Raw genomic sequence first — 16,328 nt, 5'->3', positions numbered from 1 at the left:
TACAGGCGACGGGGGGCGCAGACATGGCGACGCACGCAGGCCGGGCGCAGGCACCGTTGACGGAGCGGCGGTCGGAGCTGGACGCGATCCGGATGCTGGTCGTGATCGGGCTGGTCTTCTTCCACTCGGCGCTCGTATTCGCCGCCGACGACGACTACTACGTCAAGAACGCGGAGACCACCGAAGCGATCATGATCATCGCCGGGTTCGGGGTCGTCTGGGCGATGCCGCTGCTGTTCCTCATCTCCGGCCTCGGTGCCTGGCACTCGCTCCAGCGCCGCGGCGCGGGCGGCTTCGCCGGCGAGCGGCTGCTGCGGCTCGGCGTTCCGCTGGTCTTCGCGACCCTCGCGCTGAACCCGCTGCCGCAGTGGCTGCGGCTGCGCTCGGCCGACGCCGACTACCACGAGTCGTACCTCGGCTTCCTGCCCCGCTTCTACGACGTGCACCTGGAGCCCGAAGAGTTCCCCTTCCTGGTCCAGGGCGAGCACTTCGAGACCGGCCATCTTTGGTTCGTCGTGCTCCTCCTGACGTTCTCCCTCGTGCTGGTGCCGTTCCACCGGTGGTTGCCGCGCGAGCGCGTCCGCCGCATCGGCGACCGGGTGGCGGAGGCGACCCTGCGCCGGCGGGGCCTGGTGCTCCTGCCGGCCCTCGCCTTCGCGGCGATCTGCGCCTTCGCACGGCTGGAGGAGGAGTACGCGGGCTGGCACCGCTGGTCGTACCTGCTGTTCTTCGTCGCCGGCTTCGTGCTCGCCGCCGACGACCGCTTCCGCACCGTGATGCGGCGTGACGCCGGGATCGCAGCCTGGCTCGGCGCCCTGCTGTTCGCGGCGGCCGGCCCGGGCTTCGCCCTGGCCGACGAGCCCTTCACGGAGATGACCGCCCTGGCCACGGTCTCACGGGCGCTGTTCGGTGCGGCCGGATGGTGCCTGGTGGTCGCCATCCCGGGCCTCCTCGACCGTCGGCGGCCGGAGCAGCCGCACGCGGCGCCGAACCCGGCCCCGACGACGCGCCGACGCCTCTATGGTCATCTCGCGGCGGCCGTGCTGCCGCTGTACGTCCTGCACCAGCCGATCGTGGTCGCCGTCGCGTACTTCGTGATCGGCTGGTCCGCGCCGATCCTGGTCGAGTACGCCGTGCTCGTGGTGACCGCACTCGTCCTCACGCTCGCCGCGTACGAGTTGCTGGTCCGCCGCACACGGGCGACACGCTTCCTGTTCGGGATGCGGCCCTAGCTAGAGGCAACGCCGTTCAGTGACTGATTTCGGCCCGTCGGGGTGAACTTCGACGATGTGCCTGATGGTTCAGGTCTGGTAGCCGTATTCCGTTGTGTGTGAGATATGCGGATGGGGGCGGGCTGACCGCTTCGGGTCGTATGCGCCGTGAGTCGGTGCGGATGCAGGCGGCCGAGCTGTTCGAGCAGGACATCAAGCCGCTGGAGGTGGCACGACGCCTGTCGGTTGCCGGGCTGATCGCGATACGGCCGGGCTCGCGCACGAGACTGTGCCACCGGTTGCGCAGTCACCGAGCGGGCAAAGGCGCACGTCGCAGCATGGGCGAGCGGGACTTCATCGCACTGATCGACGGCGCCCATCAGCTCGTCAAGGCACCCATCGTGCTGGTCTGGGGCCGTCTGAACACCCATTTCTCCCACGCCATGCGCAAGCTGATCGCCGAGCGCGAGTGGCTGACGGTGTTCCTTCTGCCCGCCTACTCGCCCGATCTCAACCCTGTCGAGTGGGTATGGGCACACGTCAAACGCAGCCTGGCCAACCTCGCCGTCGTCGCCCTCGAGCGCCTTGAGACCCTCGTCCGCAACCGGCTCAAACACCTGCAGTACCGGCCCGACACCCTCGACGGCTTCATAGCAGGCACCGGCCTGACCCTCAACGATCCAGCGTCACCCTGACAAGCCGAAGTCAGTGAGTAACCAACGAGGCGCCCCGGCAGAAGAGTTGAGACGTCAGACATCTCGCTCAACCGTCGAGGAGCCCCGTCCGCTTCGCACCGGGCTCCAACCAGCCGGCCGTCACCCGATCGGTGGCCCCCCTGAAAAGGCTCAATGAAGACCACCGGATAGGTGCTCAGCGCTTCTTTCCGCCGAAAGCCTCCATCGTGCATTCCTTCTCCACCTTGACCTGCTCGTCATAGCCCATGGTGTTATGGCCGGCATAATTCCAGCCAGAATTATCCGGCAAAGAGACAACCTTCAATCCCTTGGCGTTCAGGCACTTGATATTGGCTCGCCAGTTTTCGGCGTAGTGCGGGTTCCTTTCGGGATCCAACTCGGGCGGCTGACGAGGCAGCTTGTTGGCGCAGGTCTTCATTGCCGCCCTGGCGGTGGGGCTGTTGTCGCTCCCATCGATGACGTAGGGGCCCCGTGCTGAGGCCATCTTGTGGCCGTGCTCTTTCAGGCAGGTGGCGTACGCACGCCAGTAGCGGTCGCGGTCAACGTCTGAATCATCCAGGCGTAGTTGAGGGCGGTCGTCCTCTCCCCTGGGTGATGTCGCGTCGGCGAGTGCCGTGTCCTTCCCGGCTGTTGGCGTGCCGGTCGTCAAGGATGCGATGTCGTGCTCACCGGACGGGCCACCGGTGCTGCCTGTGTTACTGCCACAAGCGGTCGCGACGAACACGCAAATCAGCGCAGCGGTCCCGCCCAGGACGCGGGAGGAGATAGGTGATTGGGTCATGCCATCGAATCATGACCCACGAATGTCAGCAACCTGTCAAGAACCATTGGCCATCCGGTGCCGACCGCCTACATCGCCCACGCTCGCAGATGCCACACCAGAAGATGGGATCCCAGCCGCCTGGCTGGGCATAGACAGCTTCCTTCTGTGGGACGTCGTGTGGCAGGTACTGTAAGGGCGGGGGCTGTTCGTCAAGGCTCGTGAACGAGGCAGCGGAGCTGGTGTAGAAGAGGTTTGTCCTCCAAGACATCCTCACCACAGGAGCTCCGCTGTTGGAACAGGCTGTTATAACGAGACCGGGTGGGGTAGCGGCCGGGGTGTTCGCGCCAGGGCATATCGGCGAGCTGACCCGGATCGTGCCGTTCGAGATGGTCGATGCGGTGCTGACGCAGACCGGTACGGTGCAGCGCAGGGTGCGCTTGGTGTCGGCGAGGGTCACGGTCTACGTCCTGCTGGCCGGAGTGCTCTTCACCGGGCTGGGCTACCGGCAGGTCTCCACCGGTGGCAGGTTCCGGCCGGACGTGCAGCGCACCAGCAGGTCCGCTCCGGTGGCCGCCCGGCTGTTCAGCAGTGCGGAGGCCGCGAAGTTCCGGTCTCCCAGCAGCAGCATCCCCGCCCGCAGGTCCACCGCCGCCCACGCCGTACGCACCGTCCTCACCGGAATCCGCTGGTAACTCCCCGGCCGCAACGACACCGCACCCACACCCCGGAACCCGAGGCCACCCCGCATGCCTCCAGCGAAGCACCCCGCCGCCCCACCGTCAGCACCCCGAACAAGATCACCAACAGAGTCACGGCGTTGGCCCTTGAGGCCTCCCGAACGTGCCGGTCGCCGCTGCTCGTTGACGGCGCGCCCGCCTCCGCCATCGGCCGATCACGGGCTCGTGACCTGCGCGAACGCCGGATCCCGCGTGGCCCCGCCGGCGGCGGCGGCGGACGCCGCGGGCCCGGCCTTCAGCGGGTGGCGGCGGCGAGCGCGGCCCGGATCGTGTCGGCGGGCACAGGGACCCCCGCGACCTTCGAGAAGTCGGCCTCGTCGCCCGCGTACGGCAGACCGTAGACCGGGGTGCCGGGCTGGGAGCGCCAACTGTCGGCGAGGGTGCCGTAGTCGACCGCGTCGTAGCCGAGCACGTCGAGGAGGCTCGCCGCGTCCGCGACGGCGGCGGGGTCGTCGCCGGCGATCGGAAGGGCTGTCCGGTCGGGGGAGCCCTTGGGGCGGGCGAGCTCCGCGAGGTGGCGGAAGAAGATGTTGTTGAACGCCTTCACCACGTGGGCGTCGGGCAGGTGGCCCTGGAGTAGCCCGCTCTCCGTGCTCGTCCCGTCCTCGAGCGCGGCGATCCGGCCGTCGCGCTGGGGGTAGTAGTTGCCGGTGTCGATGACCGTCTTCCCGGCCAGCGGGGCCGCGGGGACCTGGTCGAAGGCCCCGAGCGGGATCGTCACCACGACCCAGTCGCCCGCCGCGGCCGCCTCGGCCGGGGTCGCGGCGCGGGCCCGGGGTCCCAGCTCGGCCACCAGGCCGTCCAGGGTCTCCGGCCCGCGCGAGTTGCTGAGCACCACGTCCAGGCCCGCGGCCACGGCGAGCCGCGCCAGGGTGCCGCCGATGGATCCGCTGCCGATCAGTCCGAGAGTCGCCATATAGAGCGCAACCCCGTACCCCTCGGTTCTGTTTCCGGCGGGCCGCAAAAAGCGGGCAAAGGCAGCAAGCGAGGAGGCGGATCGGCGGATCGGCGGATCCGCCGGGAACGGACGGGTACGGCGGAAGGCCCCCCTACGGTCATGGGCAAGGCGTCAGCGCCGCCGGGCCACGGGAGGGCGCCCCCTCGTGCCGTACCGGACCGGCTGAGGGCCCGGACCTCGGCGCGGCGCTCCGGCGGGGAGGCCTACGGCACCCGTTTATCCGGGGGGCCTGACAGATAGTGACGGTGAACGCTATGCTCCCGGCGATGACGACTGAATCCTCTTCCAGATTGGGGGACCCGTCCGCGCAAGGTGAGTGCTGATGCTCACTCAGACCGCGAACGAGGATTCCCGCCTCTCCTTCTGGCTGCGCGTGCGCGAGTTCGCCGTGCCGCCGTCCATGGTCGAGACCGCGACCGCCCGCCGCCGAACCGGTGACTGGGCCGGGGCGTGTGCCGCCGCCGGTATCGACGTCGACCTCGACCTGCGCTCCCTCGCCCGCACCCACGGCAGGGAACTCGCGGCCCGGGTCCGGGCCGACCTCCGCCATCTGGCTCCCGATCTGCTGCGCTGGCACATGCCGCGGGTCGCCCCCGACGGTCTGCTGCGCCCGGCGCTGACCATCACCCTGGCCCGGTACGGGGCCTCGGCGCCGGGGGGCGGCGACCGGGTGCACCTCGTGGTCCGGACCCCGCCCGCGTGGGCGGACGGCGGGCAGCGGTTCAGCCTGGCGCTGTGGGACCCGGCCCGCCCCGGGGCGGGCGCCCGCCACCATCCGCACCACCGGCCCCACCGGCGGTTCCGCCTCGATCTGCACCGGCACCTGTGGGACGCGCGCAGAACCGGTGAGCTGCCGTTCCGCGCCGGAACCGGCGGCCGGCGGCCCGTCGATCCGCCCCTCCTCCCGGACCCGGAACCGACCGGGCCACTGCCGCCGCACCAGCGCTGCGCGGTCGACCGGTGGGAGGACGAGGCGCGGATGGTGCTGCGTGCCGAGGGCCGGACCTCCGGCACCGTCACCGTGCGCCTGGGCTCGCGCCACCGGCTGCTCGTGGACGCGACCGGCGCGGACGACGGCGCGGGAGGGCCCACCGCTCGGATCACGGAGGCGACCGGAGCCGGCGGCGGCAACTGGTCCCTGCCGGTGCTGCCGGACGCGGCGACCTGGGTGCCGCCGGATGTGGAACTGCTCGCCGCCGGCCTGATCGCCGCCGACGGACTGCACCCGCTGGTGGCGGCCGCGCTCGTGCCCGGCCACCCGACGCCCGGGCCGTCCCTGCCGCGGGGCGGGCCGGGACTACCGCGCGTCGTGGAGTGCCGGGGCGCACCGCACCGGATCGGCCTGGTCGACGGCGTCCTGACGGCGCTGGACCACGAGCCGGAGGAGATCCGCCGGGAGGAGCTGCTGGTCGCGCTGACCGGCACCCCGCTGCCGTGCCTGCAGGCGATCGACCGGGCGCACCGGCGCCCGGAGTCCCTCTCCGACGTACGGGCACGCCTGGACCACGGCGACATCGCCGGCGCGCTGGCCGTCGTCGAGGGCCTGCTCGGTCCCGGCGCGGTGCTCCGCGACGGCCCGCTGCGGGACGAACTGGAGGCCGCAGCCCAACGGCGCATCGCCTACGGCTTGTTCCGGGCCGGCCTCGCCGGGCCCGCCCCCGGGCGGGTGCCGCCGCGCGCGTACCCCCCGGCGCTCCGCACCCGGCCCCGCCGCGGCCGTCCCGACCCGCGGTACCGCACCGCCCGCTGACCGCGGAGTGTGCGCGGCGCCCCCGCGCACGCCCCTGCACCCCTTCGGCTTCACGAACCCCCGAGGTGATCACCCATGCCCACGCACGCCCGCTCCGTCCTGCCCTCCGACCCGGCCGGCGAACCCCAACTCGACGTCGCCGAAGCCCTGTTGACCATGCTGCGCCGCACCACCACCGAACCCCGCCCCGACATCCAGCTGGAGGCCCTCACCCTGGCCGTCGCCGCCGACCTGCCGGTGCTGCTGTGGGGCGAGCCCGGGATCGGCAAGACCGCCGCGCTCACCCAGCTCGCCGCCGCGCTCGACCTTCCGCTGACCACGGTGATCGCCAGCGTCCACGAGCCGTCCGACTTCTCCGGCCTGCCCGTCGTCGGGGACGACCCCGCCGAGCAGGGCGTCCCGATGGCCCCGCCGGACTGGGCCGTACGCCTGGTCCGGTCCGGCCGTGGTCTGCTGTTCCTCGACGAGCTGTCCACCGCGCCGCCCGCCGTGCAGGCGGCCCTGCTCCGCCTCGTGCTGGAGCGGCGGATCGGCGCCCTGCGGCTGCCGTCCGGGGTGCGGATCGTGGCCGCCGCGAACCCCCGCTCGTCGGCGGCCGACGGCTGGGAGCTGAGCGCGCCTCTGGCCAACCGGTTCGTCCACCTCCAGTGGACCCACGACCACGACGTGGTGGTCCGAGGCCTGGGCGGGACCTGGCCCCGGGCGACGCTGCCCCGGCTCGATCCGGGCAGGCTGCCCGGTGCCGTGGACTTCGCCCGGCGCGTGGTGTGCGGGCTGCTCGCCGCCCGCCCCGGCCTGGTCCACCGCCTCCCCACCGGCGAGACCCGCCGCGGCGGTGCCTGGCCGTCCCCGCGCAGCTGGGAGATGACGCTGTGCCTGATCGCCTTCGCGACCGCGGCCGGGGCCTCCCAGGAGGTGCTCTCCCTGCTCGTCCGGGGCACCGTGGGGGACGGCCCGGGGCTGGAACTGCTGGCGAGCATCGACCGGATGGACCTCCCCGACCCCGAGGACGTGCTCGCCGACCCGGACGGTGCCGTACTGCCCGAGCGCGGCGACCTGCGCCAGGCCGTCCTGGACGGCGTGGTGGACGCCGTCCGCTACCGGCCGGAGAAGGCGCGCTGGGACGCGGCGTGGGCGCTGCTCGTCCGGGCCCTGGAGACCGGGGCCCCGGACCTGGTGGTCGTCCCGGCGACCACGCTCGCCTCGCTGCGCCGCGAGGACTGGGACGTCCCCGCGGCCATCGAGCGGCTGGCCGGAGCGGTGTCCCTGTCCCGGCGCGCCGACCGGGCGGCAGAGCGGTCCGGGCTCGTCGCGAAGGCCGGCCGGTGAGCGCGCGGGCGCCGGCGGCCCTGGACCGCGAGAAGCTCTTCGCCGCCCGGCTGTACGCCGCGCGGGTCCGCCCCTACCTGGCGACGGCGCTGTTCGCGCTGCACGTCGTGGAGTCCCGGCGGGTGCCGACGATGGCCGTCGACCCGCACTGGCGGTGCTACGTCTCGCCGGCGTTCGTGGACCGCACGCCGCTCGAGGAACTGGCCGGGGTGTGGGTGCACGAGGTGTCGCACCTGCTGCGCGACCACCACGGGCGCGGTGACCGCGTCGCACGGCAGCAGGGGCTGGAGGGCCCGGCGGAGCGGCTGCGGATGAACATCGCCGCGGACTGCGAGGTCAACGACGACGCCTTCGGGGAAGGGCTGGACACGCCCCGGGGCGCGGTGCTCCCGCAATCCCTGGGGCTCCCCGAGGGGAAGCTCATGGAGGACTACCTCGGACTGTTCGGGATCGGCCCGCTCACCCAGGACTTCGTCTGGCTGGACTGCGGCAGCGGCGCGGACGGCCTGGAACGCGAGTGGGACCTCGGTCCGGAGGGCGCCCACGGCCTGGGCGAGCAGGAACGCGACGCCGTCCGCTTCCGCGTGGCGCAGGCCGTCAACGGCCGCCCGGGCAACGCGCCCAAAAGCTGGCGGCGGTGGGCCGAGGAGGCGTTCCAGCCGCCGCAGCAGTGGCGGGACCTGCTGGGAGCGGCGGTGCGCTCGGCGGCCTCCGGTTCCGGCGCGGGCCAGGACTACAGCTACGGACGGCCCTCGCGCCGGTCGGCCGGCGTGCCCGGAGTCGTCCTGCCGAGTCTGCGGCGCAGACCGCCCCGGGTCTGCGTGGTCATCGACACGTCCGGCTCCGTCAGCGACGCGGAACTGGGCAGCGCGCTCCTCGAAGTGGCCGCCATCTCCCGCGCGGTGGGCGGCCGCCGCGACATGGTCACCGTCGTTCCGTGCGACGCCGCGGCACGGATCGCCCACCCGTTGTGCAGCGCCGAGGACATCCCGCTGGTGGGCGGTGGCGGTACGGACCTGCGCAGCGGCTTCGCGCGGGCGCTGCGCACCCGGCCGCGGCCGGACGTCGTCGTGGTGCTGACCGACGGTCAGACGCCCTGGCCACGGTCGCGTCCGGCGTGCCGAACGGTCGTGGGCCTGTTCCCCCGCCGGGGCGCGGGGCGTTCGTGGCGTGAGAACGACCCCGACTACGTGCCGGACACACCCCCGGACTGGGCCCGCGTGGTCGTCATCGGGTCGTCCGGGGCCGCCGGGTGACGGTCGCGGGAGGGGATCTCGTGTTCCGTCAGAATCCCTGTGCACAAGCGTTCCCCTGCGTCGGCCGCGGACCCTAAGATCACCCCGCCAGTCAGGGGACCGCGGCCGCCGGGGAGGCGACGTGAGCGACAGCGCACCTCATGGGCAAGATCTCGGGAAGTACGGCTACACCCAGCAGTTGGCGCGGTCACTGGGCTTCCGGGACCTGGTGGTCTACGGCCTGGTCTTCATGGTGCCGATCGCGCCCTTCGGCATCTTCGGCGGCGTCTTCCAGGGCTCGGGCGGCATGGTCGCCCTCGCCTACGCCATCGGCATGCTGGCGATGATGTTCACGGCGCACTCCTACGCCCAGATGTCCCGGGCTTTCCCGATGGCCGGGTCGGTCTACTCGTACGCGGGGCGGGGCATCGGCGCGCCGGTCGGCTTCCTGTCCGGCTGGATGATCCTGCTCGACTACATCCTCGTGCCGGCCCTGCTCTACCTGATCGCCGCCGTGGCGATGAACTCGCTGATCGCCTCGGTGCCGGTCTGGGTCTGGCTGATCGGGTTCGTCGTCCTCAACACCGTCGTGAACTGGCTCGGTATCGAGATGACCGCCCGGATCAACAAGATCATGCTGCTGGCCGAACTGGTCGTCCTCGCGATCTTCCTCGCCTTCGGCGTCCTCGCGCTCATCGGGGGCAAGGGCAACGGCTCCGGCTTCCACGCCTTCTACGACTCCGGCACCTTCTCCTGGTCCCTGATCTTCGGGGCGGTGTCGATCGCCGTGCTCAGCTTCCTCGGCTTCGACGGCATCTCCACCCTCGCCGAGGAGAACCGCGAATCCGCGCGGGCGATCGGCCGGGCCATGGTGGCCGCGCTGCTGCTCGCCGGAGCGCTGTTCATCGTGCAGACCTGGATCGCGGCGATGCTGGTTCCCGAAGTGCCTACGCTGATCAAGGAGGGAGACCCGGGCGGCACCGCCTTCTACGATGCCGCCCGGGTCGCCGGAGGCGAATGGCTGGGCACCCTCAGCGCGCTCGCCACCGCCATCGCCTGGGGCTTCGCCAACTCCCTGGTCGCCCAGGCGGCCACCTCCCGGCTGCTCTTCGCGATGGCCCGCGACCGGCAGCTCCCCGCCTTCCTCGCCAGGGTCGACGCCCGCCGCCGGGTGCCCGTCAACGCCACCTTCCTGGTGGCGGTGGTCTCGCTCGGCCTCGGTCTCTACATGAACTCCCGGGACGACGGCATCACGCTGCTCAGCTCGCTGGTCAACTTCGGCGCGATGACTGCCTTCCTGGTCCTGCACGTCTCGGTCGTCGTCCACTACGTCGTGCGCCAGGGCAGCCGCGACTGGTGGCGCCACCTGATCGCACCGCTGATCGGCTTCGCGATCCTCACCTTCGTGGTGGTCAACGCCAAGGTCACCGCCCAGCGACTCGGCTTCCTCTGGCTGGCCATCGGCGCCGTCCTGATGGTGGGTCTGCTCGTCGCCGGCCGGCGCACGGAGATACCCGACGAGCCCATCGCCGCCGAGGAGGCCGGACAGTCATGAACGACATCGACGTCGTACGGCTCCACCCCACCCCCGAGCAGTACGCCTACGCCTTCGGCGGCCCGCGAGAGCCGCTGCTGCGCGTACGCCCGGGCACGGTCGTGGAACTGTTCACCGAGGACTGCTTCGGCGGTCTGGTCCGCGGCCCCGACGACCTGCCGAGCAAGGTGTGCGAGTTCCCGTACCTCAATCCCGTCACCGGCCCGATCCACGTCGAGGGCGCCGAGCCGGGCGACACCCTGGCCGTCCACTTCGTCGACATCGCCCCCGCCCGCGACTGGGGCGTGTCGACCACCTTCCCCCACTTCGGCGCGCTGACCACCACGCACTCCACGGCGATGCTCCACGACCCGCTGCAGGAGGTCGTCTGGCGCTACGGGATCGACCGCGAGCGCAACAGCTGCCGGTTCCAGGCCCGCTTCTCCGACCACACGGTCGAGCTGCCCCTCGACCCGATGCACGGCACGGTGGGCGTCGCCCCCGCGGCCGGCGAGGTCGTCATGAGCATCACCCCGGGCGCGCACGGCGGGAACATGGACACCCCGGAGCTGCGCGCCGGCACCACCCTCTACCTCCGCGTCAACGTGCCGGGGGCGCAGCTGGCGATCGGCGACGGGCACTGCCGGCAGGGCGAGGGCGAGGTGTGCGGCACCGCGGTCGAGGCCGCGATGGACACCGTGGTGGTGATCGACCTGCTCAAGGGCGGCGCCCCCGCGTGGCCGCGCATGGAGGACGACCGGTTCCTGATGTCGACCGGGTCGGTACGGCCGCTCGAGGACGCCTACCGGATCAGCCAGCACGACCTGGTCGGCTGGACGTCCACCCTCACCGGCCTGCACCAGCTCGACGCGTACCAGTTGGTCAGCCAGGCCGGGCTGGCGCCGATCGGCAACGTGGTCGACACCAACTACACCGTGGTCGCCAAGCTGCCCAAGACCGTGCTGGGCGGGGCGCCGGCCTACGACGGGCTGCACCGGTCGCTGCGCGAGAAGGGCCTCGACTACCTCCGTACACGCTGAACCGCCGCCGGCGCCGCGGGGACGGCCGGGAAGCGCCGTCCGTCCCCGTACCGCGGTCGGGAACGGTACGGGGACGGACGGCCCGGCCTGGGCGACGCCGGCGGCGGGAACCGCAGGTCAGCCGAACATGCCGAGCTGGTAGCCACCGGCCGGCTGCTGGTTGATCACGTTGATCCGGTTGTACGCGTTGATCACGGCGATGAGCGAGATCAGGGCGACCAGCTGGTCCTCGTCGAAGTGCTTGGCGGCGTTCCCCCAGACCGCGTCGGAGACGCCACCGGCGGCGTCGGCGACCCGGGTGCCCTCCTCGGCCAGCTCCAGGGCCGCGCGCTCGGCCTCGTCGAAGACCGTGGCCTCGCGCCAGGTCGCGATCAGGTTCAGGCGCACCGAGGTCTCGCCGGCCGCGGCCGCCTCCTTGGTGTGCATGTCGGTGCAGAAGCCGCAGCCGTTGATCTGGCTGGCGCGGATCTTCACCAGCTCCTGGGTCAGGACCGGCAGCGTGGACTCCGCCAGTACCTTGCTCGCCGAGTTCAGGTGCCTCATGACCTTGCCGGCGAGGGCGTGGCCGAAGTAGTTCACGCGGGCTTCCATGCTGAGCTCCTCTGCTGTGGGGTGGGATTCGCAGTGATGACCGGGCCGCCCCGCCGAATGTGACAGCGGGGCGCCTGGCGGACCGTCCGGTCAGGCGCCGACGACCGCGCGTCCCGCGGCGTAGATGCGGGCCTGCTCGGCGACCCGGCGGCCGAGGTGCTCGGCGGTCGCGATGTCGGCCTTGTGGACCTCGTCCGCACCGACGTCGGTGTGCGTCTGGGCACCCGCGCCGAGGTAGATGCCGAGGCGGTTGAGGTCGTCCTCGGAGGCCGAGGTGCTGTTCCAGCCCGGGTGCAGGCCGAGGTTGACCCAGGTCATGCCGTGCTGGGCGGCGAGGATGGAGAAGTACTGCAGGGTGTGCAGCTTGTCGCCGCTCTTGGCACCGGAGTTGCTGAACCCGGCGGCCAGCTTGTTCTTCCACGAGTGGACGAACCAGCGCTTGGAGGTCGTCTCCGCGAACTGGTGGAAGGCACCCGAGGCCGTGCCCATGTAGGTCGGGGAACCGAAGACGATCGCGTCCGCGGCGTCGAGCAGCTCCCACTGCTCCTCGGTGATCTCGTCGACCTTGACCAGATGGACGACGGCGCCGGCTTCCACGGCACCGGCACGCACGGCTTCGGCGAGGACGGTCGTGTGGCCGTAGCCGGAGTGGTAGGCGATCGCGACGACGGGGGTGGTCATGGACGTTCCTCCTGCGGTGAGCTGTCCGGCCCCTCAGGGAGCCCTCATCCACCAGGACCGAACAGCTCCCACCGCTATGACGCCGACCGGCCGTTTGTGACGAGGAGCACGCCGGGGCCCGACACGCCGGTGACCGCCGGGCGGACGGGATGGCGGGCGGCGGCCGGGAATACTGCGGCCATGCGCGTCGACTTCGATCCCGAGGCCATGGGCGGTCCCGCCTTCTACCGCTTCCTGACCTCCGTGGTCGTGCCCCGGCCGATCGCCTGGATCTCCACCGTCACCCCCGACGGCCTTTCCGAGAACCTCGCACCGCACTCCTTCTTCAGCATCGCCAGCACCGATCCGCCGATCGTGCAGTTCACCTCGATCGGCCGCAAGGACTCGCTGCGCAACGTCGAGGAGACCGGCGACTTCGTGGTGAACTTCGCCACCGAGGCGCTCATGCCGCTGGTCAACGCCACGGCCACCGACTTCCCGCGGCACGTCAGCGAGTTCGACTACGCGGGCGTCGAGCGCGAGCCCAGTCTGAGGGTCCGTCCGCCCCGCGTCCGCGCCTCACCGGTCGCCCTGGAGTGCCGCTCGCACACCAGCCTGCGGATGGGCAACTCCACCCTCGTCTTCGGGCGCGTGGTGCACGCCGTGGCCGACCGGGACGTCCTGGCCGACGGCCGTCCCAGCGCCCCGCTGCTGCGTCCGCTCACCAAGCTCGGAGCCGACGAATGGGGCACGCTCGGCGAGATCCGGCACCTGAACCGCATCCCGTACGAGGAGCCCGGCCCCCGGTGAGCACCGGAGGGGAGCGCGGCGCCGATCTACGCCGGCGGCGCCGTCGAGCCGCGGACCACCAGGCGGCAGGGCCGCGGTTCTGTCCCGGCGGCGTGGGCTCAGGGGATGCGGTCGGTGAGCTCCAGGACCGGCGGGTCGACCCGGAACGACTCCGGGTACTTGGCCGCCGCGCCGGTGTTCAGCACCACGACCTCCTCGTCCCCGGACAGCCACCCCTGCTCGCGCAGGACCCGGACCGCCGACAGGGTCGCCGCGCCCTCCGGGCACAGCAGGGCCCCGTCGGCCGCGGCGCACCTGTCGCGGTCGGCGAGCAAATCCTCGTCGTCGACGGCGACGGCCCGGCCGCCGGTCTCGTACACCGCGTCGAGGACGAGGAAGTCGCCCAGCGCCTTGGGCACGGTGATGCCGAACGCCACCGTGCGCGCGTCCTCCCACGGCTCACTGGTGCGCTCGCCCTTCTCGAAGGCGCGCACGATCGGGGCGCATCCGGAGGCCTGCACGCTCACCAGCCGGGGCATCGGCCCTTGCAGCCACCCCAGGGCACGCAGTTCGAGCAGGGCCTTGTGGATGCCGATGAGGCCGACACCGCCGCCGGTGGGGTAGACGATGACGTCGGGCGCGCGCCAGCCGAGCTGCTCGGCGATCTCCAGACCCATGGTCTTCTTGCCCTCGATGCGGTACGGCTCCTTGAGCGTCGCCGCGTCCATCCAGACGCCGGGCTCGGCGGCGATCTTCTCCGCCACCAGCCGGCCCGCGTCACCGATCAGGCCGTTCACCAGGTACAGGCCGGCTCCCGCCGCGGCGCACTCGGCCCGCGTGATCGACGGCGCGTCCGCCGGCATCGCGATGAGCGCCTCCAGGCCCGCCCGCGCGGCGTAGGCCGCCCACGCCGCCCCCGCGTTGCCGTTGGTGGGCATGGCGATCCCGCGCGCGCCCAGTTCCAGCGCCCTGGCCACGCCGACGGCCGCGCCCCGCGCCTTGAAGCTGCCGGTGGGTATCAGCCCCTCGTCCTTCATCACCAGCCCCGGCACGCCGATCGAGGCGCCGTACCGCGGCAGCGGCACCAGGGGCGTCATGCCCTCGCCCAGGGTGACGACGTGTGCCGGATCGCGTACGGGCAGCAGTTCGTGGTAGCGCCACAGGCTCTGCGGGCGCCCCGCGAGGTCCGCGGGCGAGAGCGAGTCCCGGACCCGGTCCAGGTCGTAGCGGGCGAGGAGCGGCGATCCGCACGCGCACAGGTTCTGCACCCGGTCGGCGTCGTGGCGGCGGCCGCACCGCGCGCACTCCAGATGCGTCAGCGCACTGAATGGCAAGGTCATGCCTCCCTTCATACCTCGCCGGGCGCCTGGGATGGAAAGGCGCCGCCCGGGCGGCGCACGAGGTGCCATGGACGATGTGACGACCGGCCCCCCGCCCGCGGAACGCCGCGAGGGCGAGGTGGTCACCAGCGACGGGGTGCGGCTGTGCTGCACGGAGGCGGCCGCCTTGGGCACCACTCGTCCTCGTCCCCGGTTTCGCGCAGAGCGCCGCCGAGTTCGGCCCGCAGACCGACGGGCTGAGCAGCGGCCGCCGCCGCGTGATCGCACCGGACGCTTCTTCCCGTCCGGACGACCGAGTGGATCGCCTCCCTCGTCCCGGGTGCGCGGGCACCCGCGTCTCCTCCGCGGCCGAGGGAGGCAGCCACCTGATGTTCCGGGAGAACCCGGCCCTGTTCAACCGCGTGGTGGCAGGCTTCCTCGACGAGACCGTGACGTGGACGGCGCTGGGCGACCCGGATAATCCGGGTGCGGTAGGCCCGCCACGCCTGATACCCCTTCGTGCCATGAGTGATCTTGCGACAGCACGGCTTGTGCTCCATCCGATGACCGCCGCCGAGGCCGAGCGCGTGCTGGCGGGCGAACCGGACGACGCTGCCCGCTGGGCGTCCGGATACCCCGCCGAGGGGGATGTGTTCGCCGCCCGGCGCCTGCTGGAGACCTTCGCGGGCCCCGGCGACCCCCGGCCGTTCGGCAACTACGAGATCCGCCGCCGCGAGGACGGCCGGGTGATCGGCGGCATCGGCTTCCACGGCGCCCCGGACGAGAACGGCGACGTCACCATCGGCTACGGCCTCGTCCCGTCGGCGCGGGGCAGCGGATACGCCTCCGAAGCCCTGCGCGGACTGCTGCTGTTCGCGCGGGAGCGCGGCGTCACCCGTGTGAAGGGCGGCGCCGACCTGGACAACATCGCCTCGCATCACGTCATGACCGCGGCCGGCATGCGGCCGGCCGGACAGGACGAACGCGTCAGGTACTTCGCCATCACCTGGACCGGCGCGGGGACGGACACCGACCCGCGGGCCTGAGCGTCACCGGCCCGGGACGGGACCGTGCCGGCGCACCAGGGGCAGGTACACCTCGTCCACGATCTCCACCAGGACGTCGTCCGGCGCCGTGGGCACCCCGCGCACGACGAACTCGTTGCGCAGCAGGACGACCGCCACGGTGGCGACCCTGGGACGGAGCGCCTCGGGAGCGGCCTGACCGCGGGCGATCGCGCGGCCCAGGACCGTCAGCCACGGGGCGGCGACGGCGTCGCCGGACTGGTCCTGCAACTGCCCCAGGAATTCCGCCGCGCCGCCGGCCGCGGCGAGCAGTTCGCGCAGGATCGCGCCCAGGGGCGAACTCCAGTGGCGGTTCGCCCCGCGCAGCAACTCCAGGACGTCCTCCCGCAGATCGCCCGTGTCGGGGAGGGGGACGGACGTCGTCATGCGCCGGTAGGCGGCGATCCCCAGGGCGAGGCGGTGGGGCCAGCGGCGGTAGATGGCGTTCTTGTTGGTCCCGGCCCGGGCGGCGACCTTGTCCATGGTCAGCCCGGCGTAGCCGGACTCCGCGAGCTCGTCCACCGCGGCACGGAGGATCGCCTCCTCCAGGGCCGCTCCGCGCCGGCGCGTCTGCCCCGTGGGGTCCCCTGGCACGGCTCCTCCCCTCATCGGTACGGCGCGTACCTTCCGATTCTCCTTGCTGCCCGGGCTCC

At 72.2% G+C, this 16,328-nt stretch carries 15 protein-coding genes and 1 pseudogene; 10 read left to right on the top strand and 6 right to left on the bottom strand.

What is annotated here, in order from left to right; genetic code table 11:
• Positions 1-23 precede the first annotated feature (23 nt).
• Complete coding sequence (locus B085_RS0119015) at positions 24-1,232, top strand: acyltransferase family protein (RefSeq protein ID WP_018560165.1); 1,209 nt, start codon at positions 24-26, stop codon at positions 1,230-1,232.
• A gap of 215 nt (positions 1,233-1,447) precedes the next feature.
• Positions 1,448-1,906, top strand: a pseudogene (locus B085_RS0119010) (transposase); the annotation flags it as partial.
• 175 nt (positions 1,907-2,081) lie between these two features.
• Here the strand turns inward: B085_RS0119010 and B085_RS47100 are convergent.
• On the bottom strand, positions 2,082-2,687 hold the full coding sequence (locus B085_RS47100; protein ID WP_078619960.1) for a hypothetical protein: 606 nt from the start codon (positions 2,685-2,687) through the stop codon (positions 2,082-2,084).
• A gap of 317 nt (positions 2,688-3,004) precedes the next feature.
• Between B085_RS47100 and B085_RS50830 the strand changes: the two genes are divergently transcribed.
• Positions 3,005-3,361 (top strand): transposase domain-containing protein, encoded by a 357-nt coding sequence (locus tag B085_RS50830; RefSeq protein ID WP_018560163.1) that lies wholly within the window; start codon positions 3,005-3,007, stop codon positions 3,359-3,361.
• Between the two features lie 280 nt (positions 3,362-3,641).
• On the opposite strand, the gene B085_RS0119000 is transcribed toward B085_RS50830, so the two are convergent.
• Positions 3,642-4,370 carry an NADPH-dependent F420 reductase gene (locus tag B085_RS0119000; protein ID WP_324603871.1) on the bottom strand — a complete coding sequence of 243 codons (729 nt, stop codon included), beginning with the start codon at positions 4,368-4,370 and terminating at the stop codon, positions 3,642-3,644.
• A 316-nt stretch (positions 4,371-4,686) separates the two neighbouring features.
• Between B085_RS0119000 and B085_RS0118995 the strand changes: the two genes are divergently transcribed.
• From B085_RS0118995 to B085_RS0118975, 5 genes are all read left to right on the top strand, one after another.
• Entirely contained in the window at positions 4,687-6,114 is a 1,428-nt protein-coding gene (locus B085_RS0118995; protein WP_018560161.1) for a hypothetical protein, read from the top strand.
• Between the two features lie 75 nt (positions 6,115-6,189).
• Positions 6,190-7,443, top strand: a complete 1,254-nt coding sequence (locus B085_RS0118990) for an AAA family ATPase (RefSeq protein ID WP_018560160.1) — start codon at positions 6,190-6,192, stop codon at positions 7,441-7,443.
• Complete coding sequence (locus B085_RS0118985; protein WP_018560159.1) at positions 7,440-8,699, top strand: DUF2201 family putative metallopeptidase; 1,260 nt, start codon at positions 7,440-7,442, stop codon at positions 8,697-8,699. The genes B085_RS0118990 and B085_RS0118985 overlap by 4 nt, the downstream gene beginning before the upstream one ends.
• A gap of 121 nt (positions 8,700-8,820) precedes the next feature.
• Positions 8,821-10,233 carry an APC family permease gene (locus tag B085_RS0118980; RefSeq protein WP_037731964.1) on the top strand — a complete coding sequence of 471 codons (1,413 nt, stop codon included), beginning with the start codon at positions 8,821-8,823 and terminating at the stop codon, positions 10,231-10,233.
• A complete protein-coding gene (locus tag B085_RS0118975) occupies positions 10,230-11,252 on the top strand; it encodes an acetamidase/formamidase family protein (RefSeq protein WP_018560157.1) in 1,023 nt (340 codons plus the stop codon). The genes B085_RS0118980 and B085_RS0118975 overlap by 4 nt, the downstream gene beginning before the upstream one ends.
• Positions 11,253-11,369: 117 nt before the next feature.
• On the opposite strand, the gene B085_RS0118970 is transcribed toward B085_RS0118975, so the two are convergent.
• Together B085_RS0118970 and B085_RS0118965 are read right to left on the bottom strand one after the other, a co-directional pair.
• Complete coding sequence (locus tag B085_RS0118970; RefSeq protein ID WP_018560156.1) at positions 11,370-11,843, bottom strand: carboxymuconolactone decarboxylase family protein; 474 nt, start codon at positions 11,841-11,843, stop codon at positions 11,370-11,372.
• Positions 11,844-11,933: 90 nt separating this feature from the next.
• Entirely contained in the window at positions 11,934-12,524 is a 591-nt protein-coding gene (locus B085_RS0118965) for a flavodoxin family protein (protein WP_018560155.1), read from the bottom strand.
• 180 nt (positions 12,525-12,704) lie between these two features.
• On the opposite strand from B085_RS0118965, the gene B085_RS0118960 reads away from it, so the two are divergent.
• Complete coding sequence (locus B085_RS0118960; RefSeq protein WP_018560154.1) at positions 12,705-13,313, top strand: flavin reductase family protein; 609 nt, start codon at positions 12,705-12,707, stop codon at positions 13,311-13,313.
• Positions 13,314-13,411: 98 nt separating this feature from the next.
• On the opposite strand, the gene B085_RS0118955 is transcribed toward B085_RS0118960, so the two are convergent.
• Positions 13,412-14,632, bottom strand: a complete 1,221-nt coding sequence (locus tag B085_RS0118955) for a threonine synthase (RefSeq protein ID WP_018560153.1) — start codon at positions 14,630-14,632, stop codon at positions 13,412-13,414.
• 503 nt (positions 14,633-15,135) lie between these two features.
• Here B085_RS0118955 and B085_RS0118950 point away from each other — a divergent pair.
• A complete protein-coding gene (locus B085_RS0118950; protein ID WP_037731986.1) occupies positions 15,136-15,657 on the top strand; it encodes a GNAT family N-acetyltransferase in 522 nt (173 codons plus the stop codon).
• 3 nt (positions 15,658-15,660) lie between these two features.
• Here B085_RS0118950 and B085_RS0118945 read toward each other — a convergent pair whose 3' ends face one another.
• Positions 15,661-16,269, bottom strand: coding sequence for a TetR/AcrR family transcriptional regulator (locus tag B085_RS0118945; RefSeq protein WP_018560151.1), 609 nt, complete (start codon positions 16,267-16,269; stop codon positions 15,661-15,663).
• Between the last annotated feature and the right edge of the window lie 59 nt (positions 16,270-16,328).

This window comes from Streptomyces sp. BoleA5 (genome assembly GCF_000373665.1).
GTDB lineage: Bacteria > Actinomycetota > Actinomycetes > Streptomycetales > Streptomycetaceae > Actinacidiphila.
Note: the sequence above shows the minus strand (reverse complement) of the source record. Positions and strands in the feature narration are given on the sequence as shown.

What these genes read in the sequence shown, in the direction of transcription:
- B085_RS0118960 (WP_018560154.1), top strand. Translation starts at nt 12,705, where the DNA reads ATGCGCGTCGACTTCGATCCCGAGGCCATGGGCGGTCCCGCCTTCTAC.
- B085_RS0118950 (WP_037731986.1), top strand. Translation starts at nt 15,136, where the DNA reads ATGAGTGATCTTGCGACAGCACGGCTTGTGCTCCATCCGATGACCGCC.
- B085_RS47100 (WP_078619960.1), bottom strand. Translation starts at nt 2,687, where the DNA reads ATGACCCAATCACCTATCTCCTCCCGCGTCCTGGGCGGGACCGCTGCG.
- B085_RS0118965 (WP_018560155.1), bottom strand. Translation starts at nt 12,524, where the DNA reads ATGACCACCCCCGTCGTCGCGATCGCCTACCACTCCGGCTACGGCCAC.
- B085_RS0118990 (WP_018560160.1), top strand. Translation starts at nt 6,190, where the DNA reads ATGCCCACGCACGCCCGCTCCGTCCTGCCCTCCGACCCGGCCGGCGAA.
- B085_RS0118995 (WP_018560161.1), top strand. Translation starts at nt 4,687, where the DNA reads ATGCTCACTCAGACCGCGAACGAGGATTCCCGCCTCTCCTTCTGGCTG.
- B085_RS0118970 (WP_018560156.1), bottom strand. Translation starts at nt 11,843, where the DNA reads ATGGAAGCCCGCGTGAACTACTTCGGCCACGCCCTCGCCGGCAAGGTC.
- B085_RS0118955 (WP_018560153.1), bottom strand. Translation starts at nt 14,632, where the DNA reads ATGACCTTGCCATTCAGTGCGCTGACGCATCTGGAGTGCGCGCGGTGC.
- B085_RS0118975 (WP_018560157.1), top strand. Translation starts at nt 10,230, where the DNA reads ATGAACGACATCGACGTCGTACGGCTCCACCCCACCCCCGAGCAGTAC.
- B085_RS0119015 (WP_018560165.1), top strand. Translation starts at nt 24, where the DNA reads ATGGCGACGCACGCAGGCCGGGCGCAGGCACCGTTGACGGAGCGGCGG.